The sequence below is a fragment of the Devosia sp. Leaf420 genome, from assembly GCF_001425445.1.
Classification (GTDB): domain Bacteria; phylum Pseudomonadota; class Alphaproteobacteria; order Rhizobiales; family Devosiaceae; genus Devosia.
This window is the reverse complement of sequence record NZ_LMQU01000001.1, coordinates 492257-514586: the sequence shown is the minus strand read 5'-3', so window position 1 is coordinate 514586 and position 22330 is coordinate 492257. Positions and strand designations below refer to the sequence as shown.

21 protein-coding genes are annotated in these 22330 nt (G+C 61.6%); 9 read left to right on the top strand and 12 right to left on the bottom strand.

The features are described 5' to 3' along the window. The first annotated feature begins 83 nt into the window (after positions 1 to 83). Genes mltG through ASG47_RS02565 form a run of 4 tightly spaced genes read left to right on the top strand, consistent with a single transcriptional unit; the run spans position 84 to position 3967 of the window. Positions 84 to 1202, top strand: coding sequence for an endolytic transglycosylase MltG (gene mltG, locus ASG47_RS02580; RefSeq protein ID WP_061907153.1), 1119 nt, complete (start codon positions 84 to 86; stop codon positions 1200 to 1202). Then, on the top strand, positions 1199 to 2083 hold the full coding sequence (locus ASG47_RS02575; protein ID WP_244487021.1) for a YicC/YloC family endoribonuclease: 885 nt from the start codon (positions 1199 to 1201) through the stop codon (positions 2081 to 2083). The genes mltG and ASG47_RS02575 overlap by 4 nt, the downstream gene beginning before the upstream one ends. 10 nt (positions 2084 to 2093) lie before the next feature. Continuing rightward, positions 2094 to 2732, top strand: a complete 639-nt coding sequence (gene gmk / locus ASG47_RS02570; protein WP_061907152.1) for a guanylate kinase — start codon at positions 2094 to 2096, stop codon at positions 2730 to 2732. A 2-nt stretch (positions 2733 to 2734) separates the two neighbouring features. Further along, on the top strand, positions 2735 to 3967 hold the full coding sequence (locus ASG47_RS02565) for an MFS transporter (protein WP_061907151.1): 1233 nt from the start codon (positions 2735 to 2737) through the stop codon (positions 3965 to 3967). A gap of 66 nt (positions 3968 to 4033) precedes the next feature. Here the strand turns inward: ASG47_RS02565 and ASG47_RS02560 are convergent, their stop codons facing one another. The 7 genes from ASG47_RS02560 to ASG47_RS02530 form a co-directional block, all read right to left on the bottom strand. Further along, positions 4034 to 4672 carry an outer membrane protein gene (locus tag ASG47_RS02560; protein ID WP_061907150.1) on the bottom strand — a complete coding sequence of 213 codons (639 nt, stop codon included), beginning with the start codon at positions 4670 to 4672 and terminating at the stop codon, positions 4034 to 4036. Positions 4673 to 4757: 85 nt separating this feature from the next. Further along, positions 4758 to 5603 (bottom strand): 16S rRNA (adenine(1518)-N(6)/adenine(1519)-N(6))-dimethyltransferase RsmA, encoded by an 846-nt coding sequence (rsmA, locus tag ASG47_RS02555; protein WP_061907149.1) that lies wholly within the window; start codon positions 5601 to 5603, stop codon positions 4758 to 4760. Beyond that, positions 5600 to 6598, bottom strand: a complete 999-nt coding sequence (gene pdxA, locus ASG47_RS02550; protein WP_061907285.1) for a 4-hydroxythreonine-4-phosphate dehydrogenase PdxA — start codon at positions 6596 to 6598, stop codon at positions 5600 to 5602. The genes rsmA and pdxA overlap by 4 nt, the downstream gene beginning before the upstream one ends. Before the next feature lie 89 nt (positions 6599 to 6687). Next, positions 6688 to 7584, bottom strand: coding sequence for a SurA N-terminal domain-containing protein (locus ASG47_RS02545; RefSeq protein ID WP_162243203.1), 897 nt, complete (start codon positions 7582 to 7584; stop codon positions 6688 to 6690). Positions 7585 to 7680: 96 nt separating this feature from the next. Then, positions 7681 to 9939: an LPS-assembly protein LptD gene (locus ASG47_RS02540; protein ID WP_061907147.1), complete on the bottom strand. Its 2259-nt coding sequence runs from the start codon at positions 9937 to 9939 to the stop codon at positions 7681 to 7683. Between the two features lie 29 nt (positions 9940 to 9968). Beyond that, positions 9969 to 11036: an LptF/LptG family permease gene (locus ASG47_RS02535; protein WP_061907146.1), complete on the bottom strand. Its 1068-nt coding sequence runs from the start codon at positions 11034 to 11036 to the stop codon at positions 9969 to 9971. Continuing rightward, on the bottom strand, positions 11033 to 12103 hold the full coding sequence (locus tag ASG47_RS02530) for an LptF/LptG family permease (protein ID WP_061907145.1): 1071 nt from the start codon (positions 12101 to 12103) through the stop codon (positions 11033 to 11035). Before ASG47_RS02530 ends, ASG47_RS02535 begins: the two co-directional genes overlap by 4 nt. 237 nt (positions 12104 to 12340) lie before the next feature. Between ASG47_RS02530 and ASG47_RS02525 the strand changes: the two genes are divergently transcribed. Both ASG47_RS02525 and ASG47_RS02520 read left to right on the top strand, forming a co-directional pair. Beyond that, on the top strand, positions 12341 to 12790 hold the full coding sequence (locus ASG47_RS02525) for a DNA polymerase III subunit chi (protein WP_061907144.1): 450 nt from the start codon (positions 12341 to 12343) through the stop codon (positions 12788 to 12790). Beyond that, the gene (locus tag ASG47_RS02520; RefSeq protein WP_061907143.1) at positions 12787 to 13404 is read left to right on the top strand and encodes a YitT family protein; all 618 of its coding nucleotides are present in this window, start codon (positions 12787 to 12789) and stop codon (positions 13402 to 13404) included. The genes ASG47_RS02525 and ASG47_RS02520 overlap by 4 nt, the downstream gene beginning before the upstream one ends. A gap of 134 nt (positions 13405 to 13538) precedes the next feature. Here the strand turns inward: ASG47_RS02520 and ASG47_RS02515 are convergent, their stop codons facing one another. From ASG47_RS02515 to ASG47_RS02505, 3 genes are all read right to left on the bottom strand, one after another. Next, on the bottom strand, positions 13539 to 14390 hold the full coding sequence (locus tag ASG47_RS02515) for a DUF4344 domain-containing metallopeptidase (RefSeq protein WP_061907142.1): 852 nt from the start codon (positions 14388 to 14390) through the stop codon (positions 13539 to 13541). Between the two features lie 80 nt (positions 14391 to 14470). Beyond that, positions 14471 to 14899 carry a cupin domain-containing protein gene (locus ASG47_RS02510; RefSeq protein WP_061907141.1) on the bottom strand — a complete coding sequence of 143 codons (429 nt, stop codon included), beginning with the start codon at positions 14897 to 14899 and terminating at the stop codon, positions 14471 to 14473. After that, the gene (locus tag ASG47_RS02505) at positions 14896 to 16767 is read right to left on the bottom strand and encodes an ABC-F family ATP-binding cassette domain-containing protein (protein WP_061907140.1); all 1872 of its coding nucleotides are present in this window, start codon (positions 16765 to 16767) and stop codon (positions 14896 to 14898) included. The genes ASG47_RS02510 and ASG47_RS02505 overlap by 4 nt, the downstream gene beginning before the upstream one ends. A 214-nt stretch (positions 16768 to 16981) precedes the next feature. Between ASG47_RS02505 and ASG47_RS02500 the strand changes: the two genes are divergently transcribed. The 3 genes from ASG47_RS02500 to ASG47_RS02490 all read left to right on the top strand — a co-directional run bounded on the left by ASG47_RS02500 (position 16982) and on the right by ASG47_RS02490 (position 20230). Continuing rightward, positions 16982 to 17362, top strand: a complete 381-nt coding sequence (locus ASG47_RS02500) for a hypothetical protein (RefSeq protein ID WP_061907139.1) — start codon at positions 16982 to 16984, stop codon at positions 17360 to 17362. A 208-nt stretch (positions 17363 to 17570) separates the two neighbouring features. Further along, positions 17571 to 17993 carry a nucleoside-diphosphate kinase gene (gene ndk, locus ASG47_RS02495; protein WP_061907138.1) on the top strand — a complete coding sequence of 141 codons (423 nt, stop codon included), beginning with the start codon at positions 17571 to 17573 and terminating at the stop codon, positions 17991 to 17993. Positions 17994 to 18325: 332 nt separating this feature from the next. Continuing rightward, complete coding sequence (locus tag ASG47_RS02490) at positions 18326 to 20230, top strand: DEAD/DEAH box helicase (RefSeq protein WP_061907137.1); 1905 nt, start codon at positions 18326 to 18328, stop codon at positions 20228 to 20230. A gap of 67 nt (positions 20231 to 20297) precedes the next feature. Here the strand turns inward: ASG47_RS02490 and ASG47_RS02485 are convergent, their stop codons facing one another. Beyond that, positions 20298 to 21512, bottom strand: a complete 1215-nt coding sequence (locus ASG47_RS02485) for an MFS transporter (protein WP_061907136.1) — start codon at positions 21510 to 21512, stop codon at positions 20298 to 20300. 76 nt (positions 21513 to 21588) lie between these two features. Continuing rightward, positions 21589 to 22203 carry a MarR family winged helix-turn-helix transcriptional regulator gene (locus tag ASG47_RS02480; RefSeq protein WP_162243202.1) on the bottom strand — a complete coding sequence of 205 codons (615 nt, stop codon included), beginning with the start codon at positions 22201 to 22203 and terminating at the stop codon, positions 21589 to 21591. Positions 22204 to 22330: the final 127 nt, after the last annotated feature.

Genomic DNA, 22330 nt, shown 5'->3' with positions numbered 1-22330 from the left:
AATCCATTGCAAACAATGCCGCCGCTTCGCCACGGTGTGGCGACACGATGATTTGCCCACTGGCCGAAAGGTGATTCCCGACGATGAACGAACGACGTAAACGCCGCCGCCGCTCGTCCAATGGTCTTGTCGATGTGCTCAACGCGCTCCTGACCTTGCTTGTCATCGGCCTCGTCGTCGTTGGTGGCGGTTTCCTCTTCGTTGCCTCGCAATATTATGGCGATGGTCCTCTGCCTGAAGATCGCGTTTTCCGCGTCGAAACCGGCAATGCGCTCTCGACCACGGCCAGCCGTCTCGAAGAGCAGGGCTTTATTTCCAATTCGCTGATCTTCAGCCAGTTCGGCAGCCGCGTCGCCGATAAGACGACGGTCAAGGCCGGCGATTTCACCATTCCCGCGCGCGCCAGCATGTCCGATATTCTGAACGAGCTGACGACTGGCACGCCGATCCGCTACGCCGTCACCATTCCCGAAGGCTGGACCTCCTGGCAGGTCGTGCAGCGCGTCAACGCCGATGATCGCCTCACCGGCACCATTGATACTCTGCCGCCCGAAGGCTCGATCCTCCCTGGCAGCTACGATTACCTTCCCGGCGACACGCGCCAGTCCGTCGTTGATCGCATGCAGGCGGCCATGACCAAGGCGCTCAACGAAGTCTGGGAAGCGCGCGAGCCAGATCTGCCGCTCGAGTCGCCCGCGCAGATGCTGATTCTTGCGTCCATAGTCGAACGCGAAACCGGCGTCGCCGAAGAGCGCCCGCAGGTCGCCGCCGTCTTCGTCAATCGCCTGCGTGAAGGCATGCGCCTGCAGTCCGATCCGACCATCATCTACGGTATCACGCTTGGCCAATCGACGCTCGATCGCGGTCTACGCCGCTCGGAAATCGACAAGGCAACGCCTTATAATACCTATCAGATCGATGGCCTGCCACCGACGCCGATCGCCAATCCCGGCATCGAGGCCCTTGAGGCTGTCGCTCACCCCGACGACCACAACTATCTCTACTTCGTCGCCAAAGGCGCTTCGCCGCGCGATGGTCACGTCTTTGCCGAAACCTATGCAGAGCATCAGCAAAACGTCGCCCGTTATCGCGAAATCGAGGCTGCGGCCGATCGTGACGCGGAAGCCGCCCGCAAGGCTTTGGAGGCCGAAGAAGCCGAACAAGCCCCGGAAACGCCTGCTGCTGAGGGCGCAAGTCAGTGACATCGCGCCTTGCGAGCATGACCGGCTATGCCCGGTCCGAGGCTGCATTCGGCTCGACGCGGCTCCGCGTCGAACTCAAATCCGTCAATGGACGCGGTCTCGATATCCGCTCGCGCCTCGCGCCCGGTCTCGACGCCTTCGATATTCCGCTACGCCAGCTTCTCAACCAAGCCCTGTCCCGCGGCTCGGTCAATCTCGCCATAAGCTTTGATCGCCAGGGCACGTCGGGCGCCGTATCCGTCAATCAGGCTGCGCTCGAAACCGTTCTCGCTGCCATAGACAGTCTCGCCCAGCGCATCGATGCCCAGCGTCCAACGCTCGATGGCATCCTGTCGCTGCCCGGCGTACTCGCCGTCGAAGAGAGCAGGGGGCTCGACGAAGAAGGGCTCGAGCCCGTCCTCATGGCGGCTGTCCGTGAAGCGATTGCCGGTCTCGTCAAATCCCGCCTCGACGAAGGCGCGCGCATCGCCCAAATCCTCGTTTCTCAGGTCGATGCCATCGCCGCCCTGGTCGATCAGGCCGATGCCCACCCCGCCCGCTCGCGTGACGTCATCGCTGCTCGCCTCAGCCAGCAGGTCCAGTCGCTCCGCCAGGAAGCGGACATTTCGCCCGAGCGTCTCGCTCAGGAAGCCCTCGTCCTCGCCACCAAGGCCGATATCCAGGAAGAGATCGATCGTCTCCGCGCTCACATCGCTGGCGCCCGCGCGCTGCTTGCGGCCGCTGGCGCAGTCGGCCGCCGCCTCGATTTCCTCGCGCAGGAATTCAACCGCGAGGCCAATACCCTTTGCTCGAAATCGAACGCCGTGGAACTGACTGCCATCGGCCTTGACCTCAAGGCGGCGATCGATCAACTACGCGAGCAAGTCCAAAACATCGAATAGAGTGCCTGTCATGGATTTTCAGCGCCGCGGCGTCATGCTTGTCCTCGCCTCGCCTTCAGGCGCCGGAAAGTCATCGATCTCCCGCGCCCTCTTCGGCGCCGATCCCAATATCAAGCTCTCGGTCTCGGTCACGACCCGTGCCCGCCGCACGGACGAAATCGACGGAAAGCACTACCACTTCATCGATGTGCCGACCTTCGAGCAGATGCGCCGCGATGATGGCCTCCTCGAATCCGCCGAAGTCCACGGCAATTTCTACGGCACTCCGCGCGCCCGCGTCGAAGAACAGCTCTCCGCCGGCAACGATATCCTCTTCGATATCGACTATCAGGGCACGCTGCAGCTCTATGAAAAGTGCCGCGCCGATATGGTGACGGTCTTCATCCTGCCGCCCTCGATCAAAGAGCTGCGCGCCCGCCTCGAACGCCGCGCGCAGGACAGCGTCGGCACCATCGACAAGCGCCTCAAGAACGCGCGCCGTGAGATGGATCATTACAACGAGTACGACTACGTCCTCGTCAATGAAGACCTCGAACTTTCCGTCGCCCGCGTCCGCGCCATCCTCGCGTCGGCCCGTCTCGATCGCAAGCGTCAGAGCGATCTCGATAGTTTCGTGCGCGATCTGCAAAACCAGATCGGCCCGGCCTGATCATGCCGCCCGTGCCCGGCATTCGTCGCGGCACGCCCGAATTCCTCCGCGCCAATATCGCCTTCTTCCTCTCGGCCTTCTCCGTTTTCGCCTCGCTCTATTCGGTGCAGCCTCTGCTGCCCATGTTCGCCCACTATTGGGTCCGTGATGCCGGCACTGCCTCGCTCGCGCTCTCGGTCACCACGGCCACCATGGCCGTGGCGCTCATCCCCGCAAGCTTCCTCTCGGATCGCCTCGGCCGCCGTCGCCTCATGGTCGGCGCCCTGACCGTCACAGCACTTCTCGGACTGCTACTGCCCCTCGCGCAGACCTGGTGGCAGCTCATCGCCCTCCGGACCGCCATGGGCCTCTCCCTCGCCGGTATCCCCGCCGTCGCCATGGTCTATCTCTCTGAGGAAATGGACGCCGACGGCCTCGGCTTCTCCATGGGCCTTTATATCGGCGGCACCGCGATCGGCGGCATGGCCGGCCGCGTCATCTCCGGCATCCTGTCCGATCTTCTCGGCTGGCGCCTCGGCACCGGCATTCTCGCTGCCCTCATCATGGCCGCCGTTCTCGCCGTGATCATCCTGTTGCCCCAGCCCCGCCGCTCCGTCCGTGACCCCATCCGCTTGCCTGAACTCTGGCGCCGTTGCCGCATGAGCTTTGCCGATGCGGCACTCCCCTGGCTCTTTGCCAGCTCTTTCCTCCTCATGGGCGCCTTCGTCACGCTCTACAACTATGCCGGCTTCCGTCTGGCCCTGCCGCCCTTCCTCCTCAGCCATTCGGCCATCGCCGCCATCTTCCTCGTCTACCTGTTGGGCAGCCTCAGCTCCACCTGGGCCGGCGGCCTCTCCCAGCGCCTCGGCCGTCGCAAAGTGTTCTGGGCGCTCGTCACCATGATGGGCTCTGGCATGGCGCTCACGGCCTTCGACAGCACCGTCATCACCATCCTGGGTCTCGCCATCGCCACCATGGGCTTCTTTGCCGCCCATGGCGTCGCCAGCGCCTGGGTCACCCGCCGCGCCCGCACCGGCAAGGCTCAAGCCTCCGCCCTCTATCTCGTCGCTTATTATCTCGGTGCCTCATCGCTTGGCACGCTCGGCGGCTACGCCTGGACCGCCTGGAACTGGCCCGGAGTTCTCCTCGTCTGCGGCACGGCAACCGTCTTGGCTTTGCTCGTCGCCATCCGGCTCGCCTTCATCCCGCCGCTCCTAGAACCAGAACAACCGGCGCAAGCGCCTTTGGCGCAGTAAGCCCCAAAAGCGAAACGCCCACCCAAGCGAAGGGCAGGCGTTTTGTACTGTCGGAGCGAAAAACGCTCAGAAGTGCCAGTTCACGCCAGCAGTCACCTGATGGGTCGCAAATTTCCAATCGGTGAGGCCATAGGTGCGCGCCGCATAGTCGGAATAGCGATAGGAAAGATCGATCCCGATAGTGTCGGTCGCCTTGACCTCGACGCCCGCACCGACAGTCCAGCCGTAATGTGCGTTCGATGCGACAACGTCGCCCGTGTTTGCCGTCAGCTTGCCACCGGCAATCGCCAGACCGCCCGTCACGTAAGGCATGAAGGCGCCCGCATCATAGCCAACCTTACCGCGGACGCTGCCAAACCAGTTCACGTCGACCGCACTGGGTGGGGCGAAGAAGTCCGGATCGGTAGCATTCGACCAGGCGAGATCACCGACGACGCCGATCACGACGCCATTCTCGAGCGTGAAATTGGTACCGGCATTGACGCCCAAAAGCGCGCCATTGAGATCGAACGTGGTCGGCGAGGTGACAGTGCCGCGTTCATATCCGCCGAAAACACCGACAAATGGGCCGTCCCAGTTCCCGACCTGAAGACCGTAATTTACATCCGGTATCGGCATTTCGGTGACGAAATCGGCTGCGAGGGCGAACGACGAACTGCCAGCAGCGAACAGGGCTGCTGCAAAAGCTGCGATGTGACGATTCATTCAGACTACCCTCAAATATGGTGAGGGAAATCTGAACGAACATGGTTAATGCCGTCTTACGCGGTGGTCTAACGTGATTAGAAGCCTAGCTTCTCAGCCCCGGCAAAGCTCGCGCCATGGCCAAAAATGCACTGATCGGCAAATCCTCAGCCCGCTCATCGCCTTTGAGCTCAGCGGCCGCCAGCAGACCCTCGACCGGCACGCCCAGCGACTTCAGCGATTGCCGCACCATCTTTCGCCGCTGCCCGAACGCCGCCTTGGTCACCTGCTCGACGTGGCGAACCGGCAAGCCTTCCTCAACGGGCTTTGGCACCAGATGCACCACAGCTGACGTCACATTCGGCGGCGGCACGAATGCTTGCTTCCCGACATTGAAAGCAATCCGCGCCTCGCTCCGCCACCCGGCGAGAACGCCGAGCCTGCCATAGGCATCTTCACTCGGCTTGGCGCAAATACGCTCGGCGACTTCACGCTGAAACATCAGCGTCAGGCTCTCGAAAAATGGTGGCCACGGCTCCATGGTCAGCCAGCCAGTAAGAAGCTGCGTGCCGATATTATAGGGCAGGTTGGCAATGATCCGCGTCGGCCCGTCGGCCAGCGTGCGATAGTCGATCTCCATCGCATCGCCCGCGATCACCGTCAGCTGGCCCGGATAAGCCTCTGAAATTTCCGCCAACGCCGGCAGCGCGCGGGCATCCCGCTCGATGGCGATCACCTCGCGCGCACCTTCCGCCAGCAGCGCCCGCGTTAGTCCGCCTGGCCCCGGTCCAACCTCGATCACGCGCACGCCGTCGAGCGAGCCACCCACGCGGGCAATGCGCGCCGTCAGGTTGAGGTCGAACAGAAAGTTCTGCCCTAATTCTTTCTTGGCGCGGAGGCCATGGGTGGCAATGACGTCGCGCAGCGGCGGAAGATTGTCGATCTGGCTCATCGGGTCCTGGTCGTCATGTGTTCCGCCATGGCTATGGCCGCCAAAAAGCTCGATGTCGAGGCCTTTCCGGTCCCGGCGAGGTCGAACGCCGTCCCATGGTCCGGTGATGTCCGCACGATCGGCAGGCCGAGCGTAACGTTGACCCCGGCATCGAACGCCACGGTCTTGATCGGGATCAGCGCCTGATCGTGATACATGGCGAGCACGGCATCATATTGCCGCCAATGCCTTGGAAAAAACAGCGTATCGCCGGGCAGGGGCCCCACGACCTCAAGCCCTTCCTCCCGCGCCGCTTCCAGCGCCGGAATGATCGTCTCGATCTCTTCGCGCCCGATCGCCCCGCCTTCGCCCGCATGCGGATTGAGCCCCGACACCGCAATCCGTGGCCGCGCAATCCCGAACCGCGCCCGCAGGTCACGATCCATCACGCGCAGCGTCTCAAGGATCAACTCGACCGAGATCAGCCCCGGCACATCCTTGATCGGCACGTGAATGGTCAGCGGCACCGTCCGCAAATCCTGATGCGCCAGCATCATCACCGGCAGCGGCTCGACGCCATTTTCCGCACAAAGCGCCGCCAAGAATTCGGTATGCCCCGGATGCCGGAACCCCGCCTCATAAAGCGCGCCTTTGTGAATTGGCGCCGTCACAATCCCGCTGCAGGCTGCCACTTTGACCGCCGCCACCGCCTGCTCGATCGCTGCAATCACCACAGGCGCCGCGGCGCCATGCGGCTTGCCCGGCTGGTCCGGCACATCGCCGAGGATATCCGTCACAGGGAGCGCAGTCGCAAACACATCCTCTGCGTCAACTGGCGTCGCAGCAACAACCTCGACCTCAAGCCCCAGCCGCCGCGCCCGCGCCCTGAGAAACTCCGTATGCCCGAAAACCACAAACGGCTTCAGTCCCAGCGCCTCCCGCTGCGCATAAAGCGTCAAGATGATATCGGGCCCGATCCCGGCGGGTTCACCCATGCTGATTGCCAGCGGTGCCATGCTTGCCCCCAAAGCAAAACGGAGGCGCATCGGTGACGATGCGGCTCCGCAAAGTGATTGTCAGTGCGGCAAATGCCGCGCATGAAAACTCAGTTATAGATGATCTTGGCTTCCTGACGGAGGCGCGCGAGATAGGCGTCGGCTTCCTTCTGCATGGTTTCGCCGCCAACCTCGTTGCGCAGGTCGTCCTTGACGAAGGTCAGATCTTCCGCCTGGGTTTTTTCACAGATTGCCAGCATCGAAACACCGGTCTCGACCACGCGTGGCTTGGTGATCCCGCCGACATTCATGCCAGCCAGTTCCTTGGCCATGGCTTCGGGCATTTGCGTCGCATGGCGGCGGCCGATATCGACCACGGCTGCATCGGTATAGCCGAGCGAAAGCTGAACGGCGCTATCGCAGCCGGCAAAACTCGAACGGAACTTGTTCGCCTGCGCCGTGCGCCCGCTGGCGCCCTGACCGACAAAGATGATCTCTTTGAGGATATAGTCGAACTTCTGGTAGTCCGCGACCTGCGATGCCGCGCGTTGGTCGAGCTCCAGATCCGAAATCTGTACATTCGGCACCACGGCCTGCTGACCCACAGCGTTCCAGGCGATCGAAGCGCGCAGACGATCGCGCAGCGTTTCCTGGCTGACGCCACCCTGCGCCAGCACCTGGTTCAGCTTGTCCTGGCTCATCTTGAGATTGCGGGCAATCTGAAGAAAAGCCTCGTCGATCTGCGCATTCGACACGTCGATGCCGAGCTTTTTCGCTTCGCTCATCTGGATGGCTTCGGTAATGAGCTGATCGGTTGCGCCCTTGCGCCCGCCCTGATTGCCTTCCATGCGGAAAAGCCGAGAACGCTGGTCGACCTGCACGTCGGTAATCGTTATGCCATTGACGGTCACGACGGTCGCCGCAAAGCTGGGCATGACCGATGCCGCGGTCACCGCGAGGCCAAGAAACAGGGCGCCGGTGGCGCGTCGCAGAAATGCAAAGGTCATCGTCAGGTCCGCGTTTAAATTGAGCCGCATCAATGCGACCCTAAACTTGCCCTGTCAATTGACCAAAAATTGCGGCCAAAATCCGGGCGGAAGAGATCAGAACGACGGGACGGGCACCGCGCCGCTATAGCCAAGGTTTAGCCCGGCCGGCGCCTTGATGGCAAAGGTCGCAAGCACACTGGTCGAATTGGGCGATGTATGGGTCGGCCCGTTGCGCGCCGCATTGGCCCCAAAGGTCAGGTAACCGTCGTCATAGACGACACCGCCGCTCACCTGCAGCCAGCTATTGGCGCCGATATCCCAAGCGGCGCCGCTCCGGATGCTCCAGTAATCGGCCACCGGCACCGTCAGAGAGCCGACCACTTCGTGCTGGTCGCGCATCTGCCCAAGGCCCAGATTGGCTTCGATGAAACGATAGTCGAGCGTGGCGCCATAGCCTTCATTGCTATAGCTCGCGCCAAGACTCGCCCGCGCCAGGGTCCAGGCGCTGGTATCGACTTGCGCCTTGCCGCCCACGACCAGACCCGGCATGAACGAGCCATAGGCGCCGAGCACGCCATAAGAGGCCGCCGTATCAAGCCCGCTGCCGACCGCAGTGTTCGCCTGATCAGGCGAGGTAAACGCGTTAACCCCGGCCAGATGGAAAGACTGTCCACCGACGAGTTCGAGATAGCTGCCGCCATCGAAATTGGCCTGATATCGCCCGCCGACATTAAGCCGCAGCCCCGTTTCCTGCCGGTCATAGCCCGAGAAGCGATTGTAGCTAAAGAGATTGGTATCGTCGAAAACGAAGCTCTGCGCATCGTCATTGGTGATGCCCACCCGCGTCGTGTCCGAGCCGCGATAGACCAATTGCGCGATTGGCTCAACGATATGCGTCACTTCCGCCTGCCGCGCGATCAGCGGATAGCGCACATCCATGGCGGCGATCGGCGTCGCGCTAAAAAGGCTCGTCTCGCCCGGCAAGAGCGGGCTGCGTCCGTCGTAATAGGAAAAGTCCGTTCGCCCGCCGAAATAGGGCGTGAACACCAGCCCGCCGGCACCGATAAACTGCTTCTGCCAGCTCGCCTGCACCATGGCATGGGTCTTTGCGCCCTGATAGCCATATCGTGCACCGGCCGCCGCGAGCGGCGAATCCGCCTGCCGCGTGACATTGCGCAAATGCCCTTCGACGGTGACGCGACCCATATCGTCGGCCAGGTCGATTGTCTTTTCAAACCGCGCCACCGGCAGGTTCGCGCCCTGCTGATCCTGGCTCGCTTGGGTCACATTGCCGAGCTGGTTGAACTGCTGCGCGCGAATATCGAAATAGGTGTCCCGGTTCACATGCGTCGCATAGACCTGGTTCACCGAAGACTTGGCCGCAGTCAGCGCATAGTCGCTGAGATAATTGGCATCAGTAAAGGCCGTATAGGACCAGCCCGCTTCCCATTCCTCGATCGGGGTAAAAACCCCCGACGTCTGCACGGCACCGCGCCATTCCACATTGCCGACTTCGCCGGCATAGGCCCCCGGATCACCCTGACGCAGACCTGTGGCCTTGATCTGGAACGAGCCATTATCGAACCGCTGCACCCATTCGGCGCCCAGCAACAGGCCCTGCCGCGAAAAGTAGCGCGGGCTGAGGATTACATCGGTCCACTTGCTGGAATAGGCCGTCACATCGACGCCGATCCCAAACCCTGTCTGGTCATCAAAACTGAAAACCGGCTTCGGTGCATTGTCGAGAACTGTGCCGCTCAGATCCGGCAGCCAGAGGTACGGCAGCCACAAGACCGGAACGCCGAGCAGTGCCAGACTTGGCTGCTCCAGCGTCACCGAATTGTCTTCGGCATTCTGGACGATCCGCGTCGCCTTGACCGACCAGCCGATCCGGCGGCCCTTGTCGTCGATACACTCCCCGCAGGGTGCATAAGCGGCATTGGTCAGGATCGTTTCGACGGCCGAATTATAGTCGGCGCTGTCAGCCGTAATGCGCGATCCGTCATAGGAGGTGATTGTCAGCGCATTCAAAAATTCCGCGCGCAGCCCGCCCGTTATGTCGAGATCGGTCGTCTCCATCACGTTTCCGGATGGATCGGTCACCGTCACTGCGCCCAGCATGATCACCTTGTTGGTGCCGCGGTCATAGGTAAGGGTGTCGCCGGTGACGATATAGCCGCTCGATTTCAGGATCACATTGCCCGAAGCGGTGACGGTGTTTTTGGCGATATCAAATGTCAGCGTCGCGGCCTCGACGCCCGTCGGTGCCGCCGGATCGACCGGAGCGTTGAAAAAGTCGGTCGGCACGAGATTCTGCGCCAGCGCGGGCAGGGTGAAAACGCAAAGCGACGCGCCCAGCAAAAGGGCACGCATCAAACCCGCGCTCTGTCCCCCGTTCTGCTTCACGTTCGTCCGTCTTCCTTGTGCAGCAGCACTGTTACACCAATCACGATGGCGACCAGAGCCGGGCCGACTGCTGCGAACGTGGGGTCGAGAACGCCTGTCGAACCAGCGCGGTCGGCCATCTCGGTAATCACGAACACAACAAATCCGAGCACGATGCCATAAAGGACCGCTGGACCTAGACTAGTGTCCCTTCGATAACCTGCGGTAAACGCAAAGGCAATGAACAGCGAACCGCAAAGCACAAGTGGCAGTGAAAGCAGCTTGAAGAGCCGCATTGTCGCCGCCGCCCGCACCAGCGGATCGGCCACACCGGTCTGCAAAAGCTCGGCCAGATCGAAAAAAGTCATGTCTTCCGTTGATGCCAGCTTGAGGCTTATTTCCTGCGGCGTGGAATCGGTCGGCACCTGATAATCATAGAGCACGCGCGGCTTCGCTTCCGGCGTTCTGGCCGTCGCCTGCGGCATGCGCCAATGCCCGCTCTCGAGAATCGCTGTCGGCGCTTCGAGCCGTGGAATGCCATCGCCCGAACGGAACAGTGTCACATCGGTCAGTTCCGTGCCGCCCGGCGACATCGATCGCGCCAAAAGCACATAGCGCTGCCCATCGCCTTCCTGTTCGATCCAGATTTCCCCCGGCGGCGTCAGCAGCGCGGCCTGTCCCGGCGGGGTCGGGTAGAGGCCACGATTGATCTGCGTGCTCGCCGTTTCTGCCCCAAGCGCAATGACAAAGCTGATCAGCACCATGGCAATCGTCGGCGCCCGCACCGCGCGCCAGATCGAAATGCCGCTCGCCTTGATTACGGTCAGCTCATGCCGCGCCTTGAGATCGGCGAGCCCGAGGATCGCGCCCATCAAGACCGTCACGGGCAGGGTCTTGATGGTCCAGCGCACAGCACTCATCGCCACCATGACGATGGCCATGAATGTTCCGGCCTGCTCGGAAACCACGGTGAACCGCCACGCATCGAGCGATTCGACGAGCGCGATCAGCCCATAGAAAATGAAAACCGTCGCGCCGATGCGGCTCCCGAGCCGCTTGAGCACCAGCCAGTCGATCCGCGTCATGCGCTCACCATGGGAATCGGTCGGCGCGGCCAGAGCCGGGCTGTCAGCACGGCGGCGGAGAGGAGAATAAGCAGTACCGATCCCGTACCGATGCCGAGCGGGCTATAGGTCCCAACCCCGCGCTCCGCAAAGCCGACCAGCAACACAATGGCCTCGAGCGGCATCGGAATACGCGCGCGCTTGCCGCTCGGAAATGCACCCAGCCCCAGCGTGAACAGCCCCAGCGCAATCACCCGCAGGGCTTCGGCCGAGCGATCCAGCAATCGCTGCACGACCTCGGGCTCGGCAAACCCATTCCCCATCGCCTGGTTCAAAAGATCAAAACTGTCGCGCTCACCGAGATTGTCACCGCCCGCGATCGGTTGGGCGAGACTATCGACGCTCACGTCATAGCGGCTGAACCGCACTTCGGAATAGCGCCCGTCATCCTCGAGATATTGCAGCACGCCATTACGCAGTTCGAGCACGTAGTTCTGCCCATCGCTCGAAACCCGCGCGCTCTCGGCGATATAGGTCCGGCGCGATTCTGGCGTCCGGCGATCGTCAGCAAAGAAATCGACGATTTCCCCGCCCGGCTGCCGCCCGCCAATAAGCAGGATCACGCCCGGCGTCACCTGCGTAAATCGTCCCGGCCGCAGCGTCGAACTCACCAGATCGGCCGCGACTTCCGCCGTCAAATCGGCAAATTTCCGGTTCGCCATCGGCTCGATAACATGGGCCAGTAGCAGTACCACCGCCACCGCACCGCCCATTACCAACACCGCCGCGCGCCAGATCCCGCTGGTACCGCGCGTTGCGTGGATAATGTGGAGTTCCCGGCTGAGCCCGATGGCATTGAGCGCCCGGATCATCCCGATCCCGACGCAGATATAGAAGAAGGCCAGCAGCAGCGGCGGCATCGTATAAAGCGCCTGCACGGCAAGCGTGCCAAAGCCCTGGCCCTTGATGGAAACCAGTTCGAACTGCCTGAGGCAATTGACCAGCCAGAGCAAGAGGCACACGATTCCCGTCAGAATCAGCGCGTCCGTCGCAAAGAGGCGGGCGAGATAGGTCGTCAGGCGTCTCATGCCGTCAGGCTGTCATCCTTCTACGTCGCAACCATGGCCGGCGACCCAAAGCATGTCTCCCGAAAGTGAGTACCGGTTTCGGGACAAAGACATGCGCTAAAACAAAGAGCTTTTCGCACCATGGTGCAAAGCTGGATTCGTCGCAATTGCTCTGCGCGCGCAAAGCCTTGTTCTTGCAAACCTGTTGCCCGCTTGCCGCTCCTAGCGCTTCGGCCATCGGCCAGCTAGGGTGAAAACATGGCCGAAGTCCTCTTCTATCATCTCGAAGTCCGCCCCCTCGAATCCGTGCTGCCGCAGCTTCTCGAAAAGACGCTCGAGCGCGGCTGGCGCGCCGTGGTCGAAACCGGCAGCCGCGACCGCGCCGAAGCGCTCGATGCCATGCTCTGGATCTATCGCGACGATTCTTTCCTGCCCCATGGCCTTGGCGGCGAAGAAACCGACGCCCATCAACCCATCCTTCTGACCGACGATCCCGCCGCCAATCCCAATGAGGCCGTAGTCCGCTTCTTCGTCGATCGCGCCGTGCCGCAATCCGCCGATGGCTACAAACGCATCGTCTATATGTTCTCTGGTCACGATCCCGACGCCGTCGCCGAAGCCCGCAACGCCTGGCGCACGCTCCGGAACGGCAACGAGGTCACCTATTGGCAACAGGAAGCCGACGGCCGCTGGGTGAAAAAGGCATGACGCCCGACCTCACGACCCCCAGCCGCCACACGCTGCCCGAAGACCTCTTCGCCATGCTCATCGGCACCATGCTGGTCTCGCTCGGCATCGCCTTTTATTCCGAAGTCCAACTGACCACCGGCAGCAGCGCCGGCCTCGCGCTGCTCCTCCAATACGTCACCGGAATCCCCTTCGGCGTGCTGTTCTTCTGCATCAACCTGCCGTTCTATGTCCTCGCGTTCCTGCGCATGGGCTGGCCCTTCGCCGTTAAGACGATCCTTTGCGTGGCGCTGGTGTCGCTGTTCACGAGCCAAATTCCGGGCTGGATCGGCATCGACCAGATCCATCCGCTCTTTGCCGCGCTCGTCGGCGGTGGCCTTATCGGCCTCGGCATCCTCTCGCTCTTCCGACATAAGGCGAGCGTGGGCGGCATCAATATTCTCGCCCTCTATCTGCAGGATAATTTCGGCATCCGCGCCGGCTATTTTCAACTCGGCGTCGACGCCTGCATCCTCCTCGCCGCCTTCTTCATCCTGCCTTTGGACAGCGTCCTCTATTCCGTCTTGGGCGCGCTGGTCCTCAACCTCATCATTGCCCTCAACCACAAGCCCGGTCGCTATGTGGGTTTTAGTTAGACTGAAGGACATCATCGCCACCGAATGTCACCCCGGCGAAGGCCGGGGCCCATCCTGAGATCCCAAGATGGATCCCCGCCTGCGCGGGGATGACGCGCGAGGTCAACTCAGTCGAAAGCGCGATACTACGCTCTTCAATCCCCGCTCTTGACCTTCCCTGCGCCCGATTTCGGCGGCCCATCCGGCTCGGGCAGTTCCGCTGCATAAAGCTCCATGAAATCCTTCATCAGCTCATAGCAGAAGATGATTTCAGTCGTGTCCGGGTCATAAAACGCATTGGCCTCGCCACAGCGCTTGGCGTTGAAGCGCACGGGCCTGCGAATATTGTAGCTCTTGCGCAGGTTGGCCGCGACCTTATCGAACACCCCACTCGAGCGGAACGCGTCGGCCGCCAGCCGCAGCTTCCCCCCGGCATCGTGATAGGTCACGTTGACCGTGGTGCCCTCGTCATTTTCCGCCACATGCTCGGAGAGCACGCTCCTCAGGCTCCGATCAACAAGGTCGAAATCCCAAAAGCAACTGTCCTGCCGGTCGCGGCCGATGGCATATTGATTGGCAATGGGCCGGAACGAGGTATCGTCACTCCCCACCATCATGCAGACGATTTGATAGGCGCGCTGCTTATCAAGGCTATGCGCCGCCGCAAAATCCTCTTCATATTTGCCGCTATTGTAAGCCGCGCCCGTCAGCAGCCATCCCTCGGCCGCGTCCTCCAGCGCTTTGTTGGCCTCAGGGGTGTGCTCGTTGAGCAGCGTCCACGTCGCCATATTGTCGGCTGCGTCTTCCTCGCGCCCCAGCACCGGCAGGCTGAGCTGGTCGATCAGCAGATGCCCCACCTCATGATAGAGCACGAAAAGGCTGTTATTGGCGGCAAAGCCAATCATATCGTTGCGCTGCTGCTTGGTAATCCCCGCCATATCCTGCGCCATGGCAGGCGGCGCCAGAAGGGACATGACGAGGGAAACAGCAACCGCAAAACGCCGCATGAACTTCCTGCAGATCCAGTGAAATCGGCGCCAGCAGATGCCAATCGGGCAGGCCTGTCAACGCATTGGGTTGCCCCAGGTTAACGACCCGGATGCCAATCGGGCGGTGCCAGTTCAAACCCGGAAAACTCAAAGCCAGGCGCCACGGTGCAGCCCACCAGTGTCCAATCCCCGAGCGTTTTGGCCGCTTGCCACACATCGCGCGGCACCACGACCTGAGGCCTTTGCCCCGCTGCAAGGTCCGATCCCAACACATGCGGATCGGTCGTCACCCCGTCGGAAAGCTGCAATTCGAGTGCCGCTCCGGCGTAATAATGCCACACCTCGACGGCGTCGACCTTGTGCCAATGCGAGCGATCACCCGCTTCGAGCAGATAATAGATCGCCGTCGATTGCGCCCGGCCGCTTTCACCACCCACATCGACAAAAGTCTCGGCATACCAGCCGCCTTCGGGGTGCCGCTCCATCTTGAGCGTAAAGATGACATCCTGCGCCGTCAGCTTGCTCATGCGCGCTCCGCGTCCTCCAGCTCGGCGCTCAGCGCCAGCCATTGCTCTTCGGTGGTTTCGAGATCAGCGCCAAACCGCGCCTTGTCCTTGCCCAGCGCAATCACGCGATCGGCCGCCCCGTTGTAAACTTTGGGATCGGCGAGTTGGCTCTCGATTTTGGCAATTTCCACCTTCAAACGGGAAATCTTGGTTTCCGCATCCTTAATCGAGGATTTGAGCGGCGCCAGTTCCGCGCGACGTGCCGCTGCCTCCTGTTTGGACAGCTTTCGCGCCCCCGTGCCGCCCGGGCCGGAGGATTTGCCCTCCTTGCCCGAAGTAATGCTGCGCTGGTAGCTGTCGAGATCCTCGTCCAGCTCCTTGATCGTACCGCCTTCGGCAATCCACAGCGTGTCGCAGGTCGCCTCGATCAGGTGGCGATCGTGGCTGATGATCAGCACGGCGCCCTCGTAATCATTGAGCGCATGCACTAGCGCATCGCGGCTATCGATATCGAGGTGGTTGGTCGGCTCGTCGAGGATCATCATCCCCGGCCCGCCAAAGGTAATCAGCCCCATGAGGAGACGCGCGCGCTCACCACCCGAAAGGTTCTTCGCCTTGGTGTCCATGCGCGATTTGGTCAGCCCCATCTGGCTCAACCGGCTACGGCGCTTGGCTTCGGTGTCGGTCGGCATCATGTCGACCACATGCTCGAAGGGCGTCCATTCGGGCCTGAGCTTATCCATCTGGTGCTGCGCAAAGTGCGCGATTTCGAGCTTCTTGCCCTTCCGCAATTGTCCAGCCATCGGCTCGATATCGCCGGCCAAAAGTTTGGCAAAAGTCGATTTGCCGTTGCCATTGACGCCGATCAGCGCGATCCGGTCATCGGGATCGATGCGCATATTGATATTGCGCAAAATGGTCTTGTCGCCATAACCGGCCGAAACGCCATCGAGCGTCAACATCGGCGTCGCCGCCTCTGCCTTGGGCTGCTGGAATTTGAACGGCGCAGAGAATTCATCGAACAAAGCCGCTGGTGGCTTGAGCTTCTCGATCATCTTCATGCGCGATTGGGCCTGCTTGGCCTTGGTTGCCTTGGCCTTGAAGCGATCGACGAACTTCTGCAGATGCGCCACCTGGTCGAGCGCCTTGTCGCGGCTCTTGTTATGGAGCTCCATCTGCATCCGGCGCGTGCTCTCGAACGTGTCGTAATTGCCCTTGTAGAAGGTCAATTTCCGATGCTCGAGATGCACGATCGAGTTGACCGACTTGTTGAGAAGGTCACGGTCGTGGCTGATCATGAAAACGGTGTAGGGATAGGTGGCCAGATACTTTTCGAGCCACAATGTGCCTTCGAGATCGAGATAGTTGGTCGGCTCGTCGAGCAGCAACAGGTCCGGCTGCGAAAACAACACCGCCGCCAGCGCCACGCGCATGCGCCAACCGCCCGACAGCTCCCGCGTCGGCCCGTTCTGCCGATCCTGCTCGAACCCGAGCCCCTTCAAAATCGACGATGCCCGCGCATCCGCCGAATAGGCATCGATATCGGCCAGCCGCGTATAAACTTCCGAGATCCGGTCCGGGTCGGTCGCGGTTTCCGCTTCCGCGAGCAGCGCCGTGCGCTCCTTGTCGGCCGCCAGCACCACGTCGAGCACGCTTTCATCCCCAGCCGGCGCTTCCTGCGCCACCCCGCCGATCCGCGCCTTCTTGTTCAGTTCGATACTGCCGGCATCAAGATTGATGTGGCCCTGGATCAGGTGAAATAGCGTCGTCTTGCCAGTACCATTCTTGCCGACAAAGCCGGTCTTCGATCCCGTCGGAATAACCACCGATGCGTCCTCGAACAGCTCCCGGCCCTCGATGCGATAGGTAATATTGGTGATGTTCAGCATGGCGGGGAGATATCGATCCGAAATTGGAAAAGGCGCAGGCCAGACCCCAGGATAGGGCAGGGGACGGCAGCAAAGTATCTGGCTGCTGGATAAAGTCCCGATCCGGCCAACGCAACCGGCTTGCGTCCCGCCGCGACATTCTGTCGGCACATTTCATGCATCTTATCGCGCTTTAGGACATTCCTGCATCACATCGAGCCAGAAAGGACGCCCCATGTTAGACGCCCGTATCGCCCTCGCCCTTGTTGCATCCATCGGCCTTGCCGCCCCAGCTTTCGCGCAACAGACCGGCAAGACCCTCGACGATCTTGATGCCACGCGCATCAACCCAAACCAGATCACCATTGATTTCGACTATGATGGCAGCGCCTGCGAACAGGTCGGCCCCGCCGAAATCGGCGACCTCGTCGATGGCACGCTCGCCGTGACCTTCCCGACGATCTCGACCGCCGAAGTCTGCACCCAGCAGATCCAGGAAATCGAAGTCGAACAGACCATCCAGGCCGAAAACATCATCTCGCGCATCGACGTCACCCTGACCGCCCCCGATGGCTCCGTCATCGCCACCGGCACGACAGACGTCGACCACGACTGACCTCTTTTCGCGCCGACCACCGGCTGTCATCCCGGCCTTGAGACGGGATCCGTCTTGAGATCTCAGGATGGGCCCCGGCCTCCGCCGGGGTGACATCGGCAATCATCGCGGCACTATAGCAAGGCGAAAAATACCCCGTCTTGCCTCCGTCAAACTCTCCCGCTAAAAGGCGCGACCTTTCCCACGCAAATGCAGGATCTTCTCCGCCATGGCGATTGAACGCACCTTCTCCATCATCAAGCCCGATGCCGTCCGTCGTAACCTCATCGGCAAGATCGTGACCAAGTTCGAAGAAGCCGGTCTCCGCCCGATCGCGTTCAAGAAGATTCACATGACGCGCGCTCAGGCCGAAGGCTTCTACGCTGTCCACAAGGAACGCCCCTTCTTCGGCGAACTCGTCGAGCAGATGATCGCTTCGCCAGTCGTCGTCCAGGTCCTCGAAGGCGAAGGCGCCATTCTCAAGAACCGCGAAATCATGGGCGCAACCAACCCAGCCAACGCTGCTGAAGGCACCATCCGCAAGGAATTCGCCCTCTCCGTCGGCGAAAACTCGGTCCACGGCTCCGACGCTCCGGAAACCGCTGCCGAAGAAATCAAGTACTTCTTCAAGGACGAAGAGCTCGTAGGCTAAAGCCGCGCGCCTTTCTATTCCTGTCCCTCTCGGGGAGAGGTGGCCCGGCGCAGCCGGGTCGGTGAGGGGTATCTCGCCCCAAGCCATGCGATCGGCCGGTGCCCCTCATGCACCGGCTAGCCTTGCGCTTCCGAGGCCCAATCTCTAAAAGCCCATTATCGAGGCCGTCTCGCGAGGCGGCCTTTTCCTATTCCGTGATGCGATCCACCTCGCGCCACGGTTCCGCTCCCGCCAAAGCGGGAACCCAAAAATTGTCAGCCGTTTCGAACGGGAATGTTCCACTTGCACTTGAGGAACGACCGCTCTTTGGCTGCTTGTCTTGAAAGCCAAAGATGGCCCTGCCTGAAACGATTTTCGCCCCGATCGCCGCAACCCTTGCGGCCAAGGGCTATGAGAACCTCACCCCCGTCCAGTCCGCCGTCATCGAAGACGAGGCCGAAGGTCGCGATCTTCTCGTATCCGCCCAGACCGGCTCGGGCAAGACCGTCGCCTTCGGCATGGCGATCGCGCCGACCCTTCTCGATGGTGCCGAAGTCCTCCCGCGCGCCGAACTGCCCCTTGGCCTTGTCATCGCGCCGACGCGCGAACTGGCCATGCAGGTGCAGCGCGAGCTCGAATGGCTCTATGCCCAGATGGGCGCCCGCATCGTCTCCTGCGTCGGCGGCATGGATGCTCGCACCGAGCGCCGCGCGCTTCAGCATGGCGCCCATATCGTCGTCGGCACGCCCGGCCGCCTCCGCGATCACATCACCCGCGGCGCGCTCGACATGTCCTCGCTCCGCGCCGTCGTTCTCGACGAAGCCGACGAAATGCTCGACCTCGGCTTCCGCGAAGACCTCGAATTCATTCTCGCCGCCGCCCCCGAAGAACGCCGCACGCTGCTGTTCTCGGCGACGGTCGCCAAGCCCATCGCCAAGCTGGCCGAAACCTTCCAGCGCAATGCTCTGCGGATCACCGCCACCTCGTCCGGCGAGCAGCATGCCGATATCGACTACAAGCTCATGGTCGTACCGGCCGACGAGCGCGAAAACGCCGTCATCAACACGCTCCTTTGGTACGAAAGCACCAACACGATCGTCTTCGCTTCGACCCGCGAAGCAGTGAAGCACCTCTCGGCCCGCCTCCACAATCGCGGCTTCGATGTCGTGACGCTCTCGGGCGAACTGACCCAGGCCGAGCGCACCAATGCTCTCCAGGCCATGCGCGATGGCCGCGCCCGCATTTGCGTCGCGACCGACGTCGCCGCCCGCGGCATCGATCTCCCTAATCTCGATCTCGTCATCCATGCCGAACTGCCGATGAATGCCGAAACCCTGTTGCACCGTTCGGGCCGCACCGGCCGGGCAGGGCGCCAGGGCACCTGCGTCGTCATCTCGCCAGCCCATCGCAAGCGGGTCGCGCAGTCGATCCTCCGCACCGCGAAAATCGAGGCCGAACTCACCGCGCCCCCGACCGCCGAGTCCATCGATGCGCGCTATCGCGAGTCGATCCTGACCAACACGCTCCTCAGTGACCCGATCACCGAAGACGAGCAGGTCAGCGTTACCGGATTGTTAACGAAATGGGCGCCGGAAGCCCTGGCTGCAGCCTATCTTCGCATGCAGTTGGCCGCCCGTCCGATCCCCGAAGACGTCTCATCTATCCCCGTCACCGATTTCGACAAGCGCGAGCCGCGCACGCGCGAATCTTTCGCCGGCGGTAGCTGGTTCAAGGTCACGGTCGGCCGCAAGCAGCGCGCCGAGCCACGTTGGCTCCTGCCCATGATCTGCAAGGCCGGTGGCGTCACCAAGTCGGCCGTGGGCTCGATCCGTATCTTCGATACCGAAACCATTTTCGAAGTCGCCGCCGATAAGGTCGATAGCTTCATCAAGAGCGTCGGCAAGAACGGCACCGGCGAAAAGGGTGTCTATATCTCGGCGGTCGATGGCCCCGGCGAACGTTCGGAACGCCCGCAATCCAAGCGCCGCCCGCCCGGCCCACCGGTTGCCTACGATCCCGCCGCTCCCCGCCCGGAAAAAGCCGACCGCAAGCAGCGTTACGGCTCGTCCAACCTCCGCGCCGACGATTTTGCCCCGGCCACGGAAAGCGCCCCAAAGCCGCGCAAGCCCAAGGAAGCCAAGCCCTTCGACAAGAACAAGGGCAAGCCAAAGTGGTCCAAGCCCACGCTCGAAGGCGACGCCCAGCCGCCCAAGCGCCCCAAGGTCAAGGACCACAAAAAGGTCCGCGCTCAGGACTAACCCTCAAGCCCATCGCCTATCTATCCCCGCCTCCGGGCGGGGATTTATTCTTTCAGTCAAAAACAGCCTATGCTGCTTCAACCGGTCTTGGTGCCCCAAGCCGGGACAAATTGCCGAAAGCCATGATCGCGGCACCCAGCAGCGATACGATTGCCCCCACCATAAGCGCGAAGCGATAGTCCCCGCCGGTTGTGAGAAGGCCAAATGCCGTGGCGCCGAGCAGATTGGCTGCGATGGCCACGACATCCATCAGCGACGTCGATAGCCCGACCCGGCCTTTGATCGCGTCTTGGACATAGGCGATATTGACGCTCATCAGCGCCGCTGTGCCGAGACCATTGAGGATCAGCAGCCAATAGAGCGCTGCAATCTCGGTCAAAATACTGACCATGCCGATAAACACCGCCATCACCACGCCCGCCAAGGCGAGCAGCGTTTCCTTGGTCAGCTTGGTCGTGAGATAGGCCAGCAGCAACATGCACGGCGCCTCGACCGCCGCGGTTATCCCAGCATAAAACCCGACATCGCCCACCGATCCGCCGAGATCGCTGACGATGAAAAGCGCAATCGTAAACGTCAGAATCCGCATGGCCGCCGTCATCACGATCAGCCCGACAATGCCGGCAAGCGTTCCAAACGGCAGAGCAAAGGTCGAGAGCAGTGACGCTCCCTCGGCGCGTTTCGGCGCATTGATCTGAACCGCTGTCGCCTCATTGGTCATCAGCGCCGCAAAGATCAGCGCAATCGCCCCGTAGCTCAGTGACGAGGCGAGATAGACGTAGAAAATGCTGAACTGGCCGGCGACCCAACCGGCCACTGGCGGCACCACGATCCAGGCCAGCGTGAACACCGTCCGCAGCGCCGTGACCATAAAGTCCGCCCGCTTCGGATCACGTGTGACATAGAACACGCGGATGTAGCCAAAACACTGCCCATAACAGGCGCCGGCCAGAGGCATGATCAGGCCCATGGCAACGGCAAAGCTCCATTGCGCCAGAAACGCATAAATTAGCCCATGCGCCAAAACGCCTGCCGCCGCGGTCAGCAAAACCAGCAGCCGCCGATCGCGCAATTTGTCCGAGAGAAAGCCGAGCCCGAGCGAAACAAACGTCCCGAGTACCGCGCCGAGGCTCATGATTGAGGCGAACCAGCCCGGCGTCAGCCCCAGCGTGTCGACGCCAACCAGTGACGCATAGGGCATGGTCGCGGCATAGGTCACGCCTGAAAAGAACATGTTCAATCCAAGCAATGCCGTCACTGGCACATGCGAAGTCCCCGCCATCTCATCCTCCCCCGAGAAGGGAAAGACGTAACGTGGCTAGCCGAAAACGTCCATTAAATCGTTTTCATGAGGCCCATCACACATTTACGGGTTGCGTGACATCCTCTGCGATCGTCTCGGCAATCGCCGCGATCTCCGCACTATGCTTTTCGGTAGCCGGCTCGATACTGTCCATCCAGCTACCGAACCGCTTCAGCAGCGGCACGAAGGCGTCCACCTCCGCTTTCTCCCAGCTCCCAAGAAAATCGCCCATAATCAGATACTTATAGGCCCGCACCGCATCGACCACCGCCTTGCCCTTCGGCGTCAGTTCGATAATCGTCCGCCGTGCATCTGCCTGGCTCACGGCCCGACGCGCAAAACCCTCGTCCACCATATCGCCGACCAGCCGGCTCGCCCGCGACGGATCGATATTGAGCCGTTCGGCCACGGTCGCGACCATCGTCTCGCCCGAAGCCTCGCCATCGAACTCGGAGGAGGGGCCGTCGATGGCAAACAGCACATCGAGCTGCGCCAGGTCGATCCCGATCCTCAGATCCGCGAGTGCCCGATTGCCAAGCTCCCGCTTCATCGCGCGCCGCCGCCATTTCTGCATCAATGCGTCGATATCCATAACCGCCTCCGCGGTGTCATGGGCAATGCCGGCCTTTAGCAGCAGGGCGTTCAATTCGGTCTTGGCGCTCAGAGGCATGGCAGCTTCCATAAAATCGCATGCTTAAGACAATTACATGCTATTGACATGTAATTGCTTGAGGCACATGTGTGCTCTCAGATATCGTTTCGCAAGGGTCGGCTCAATCCCGACCCCGCTTGTTTTA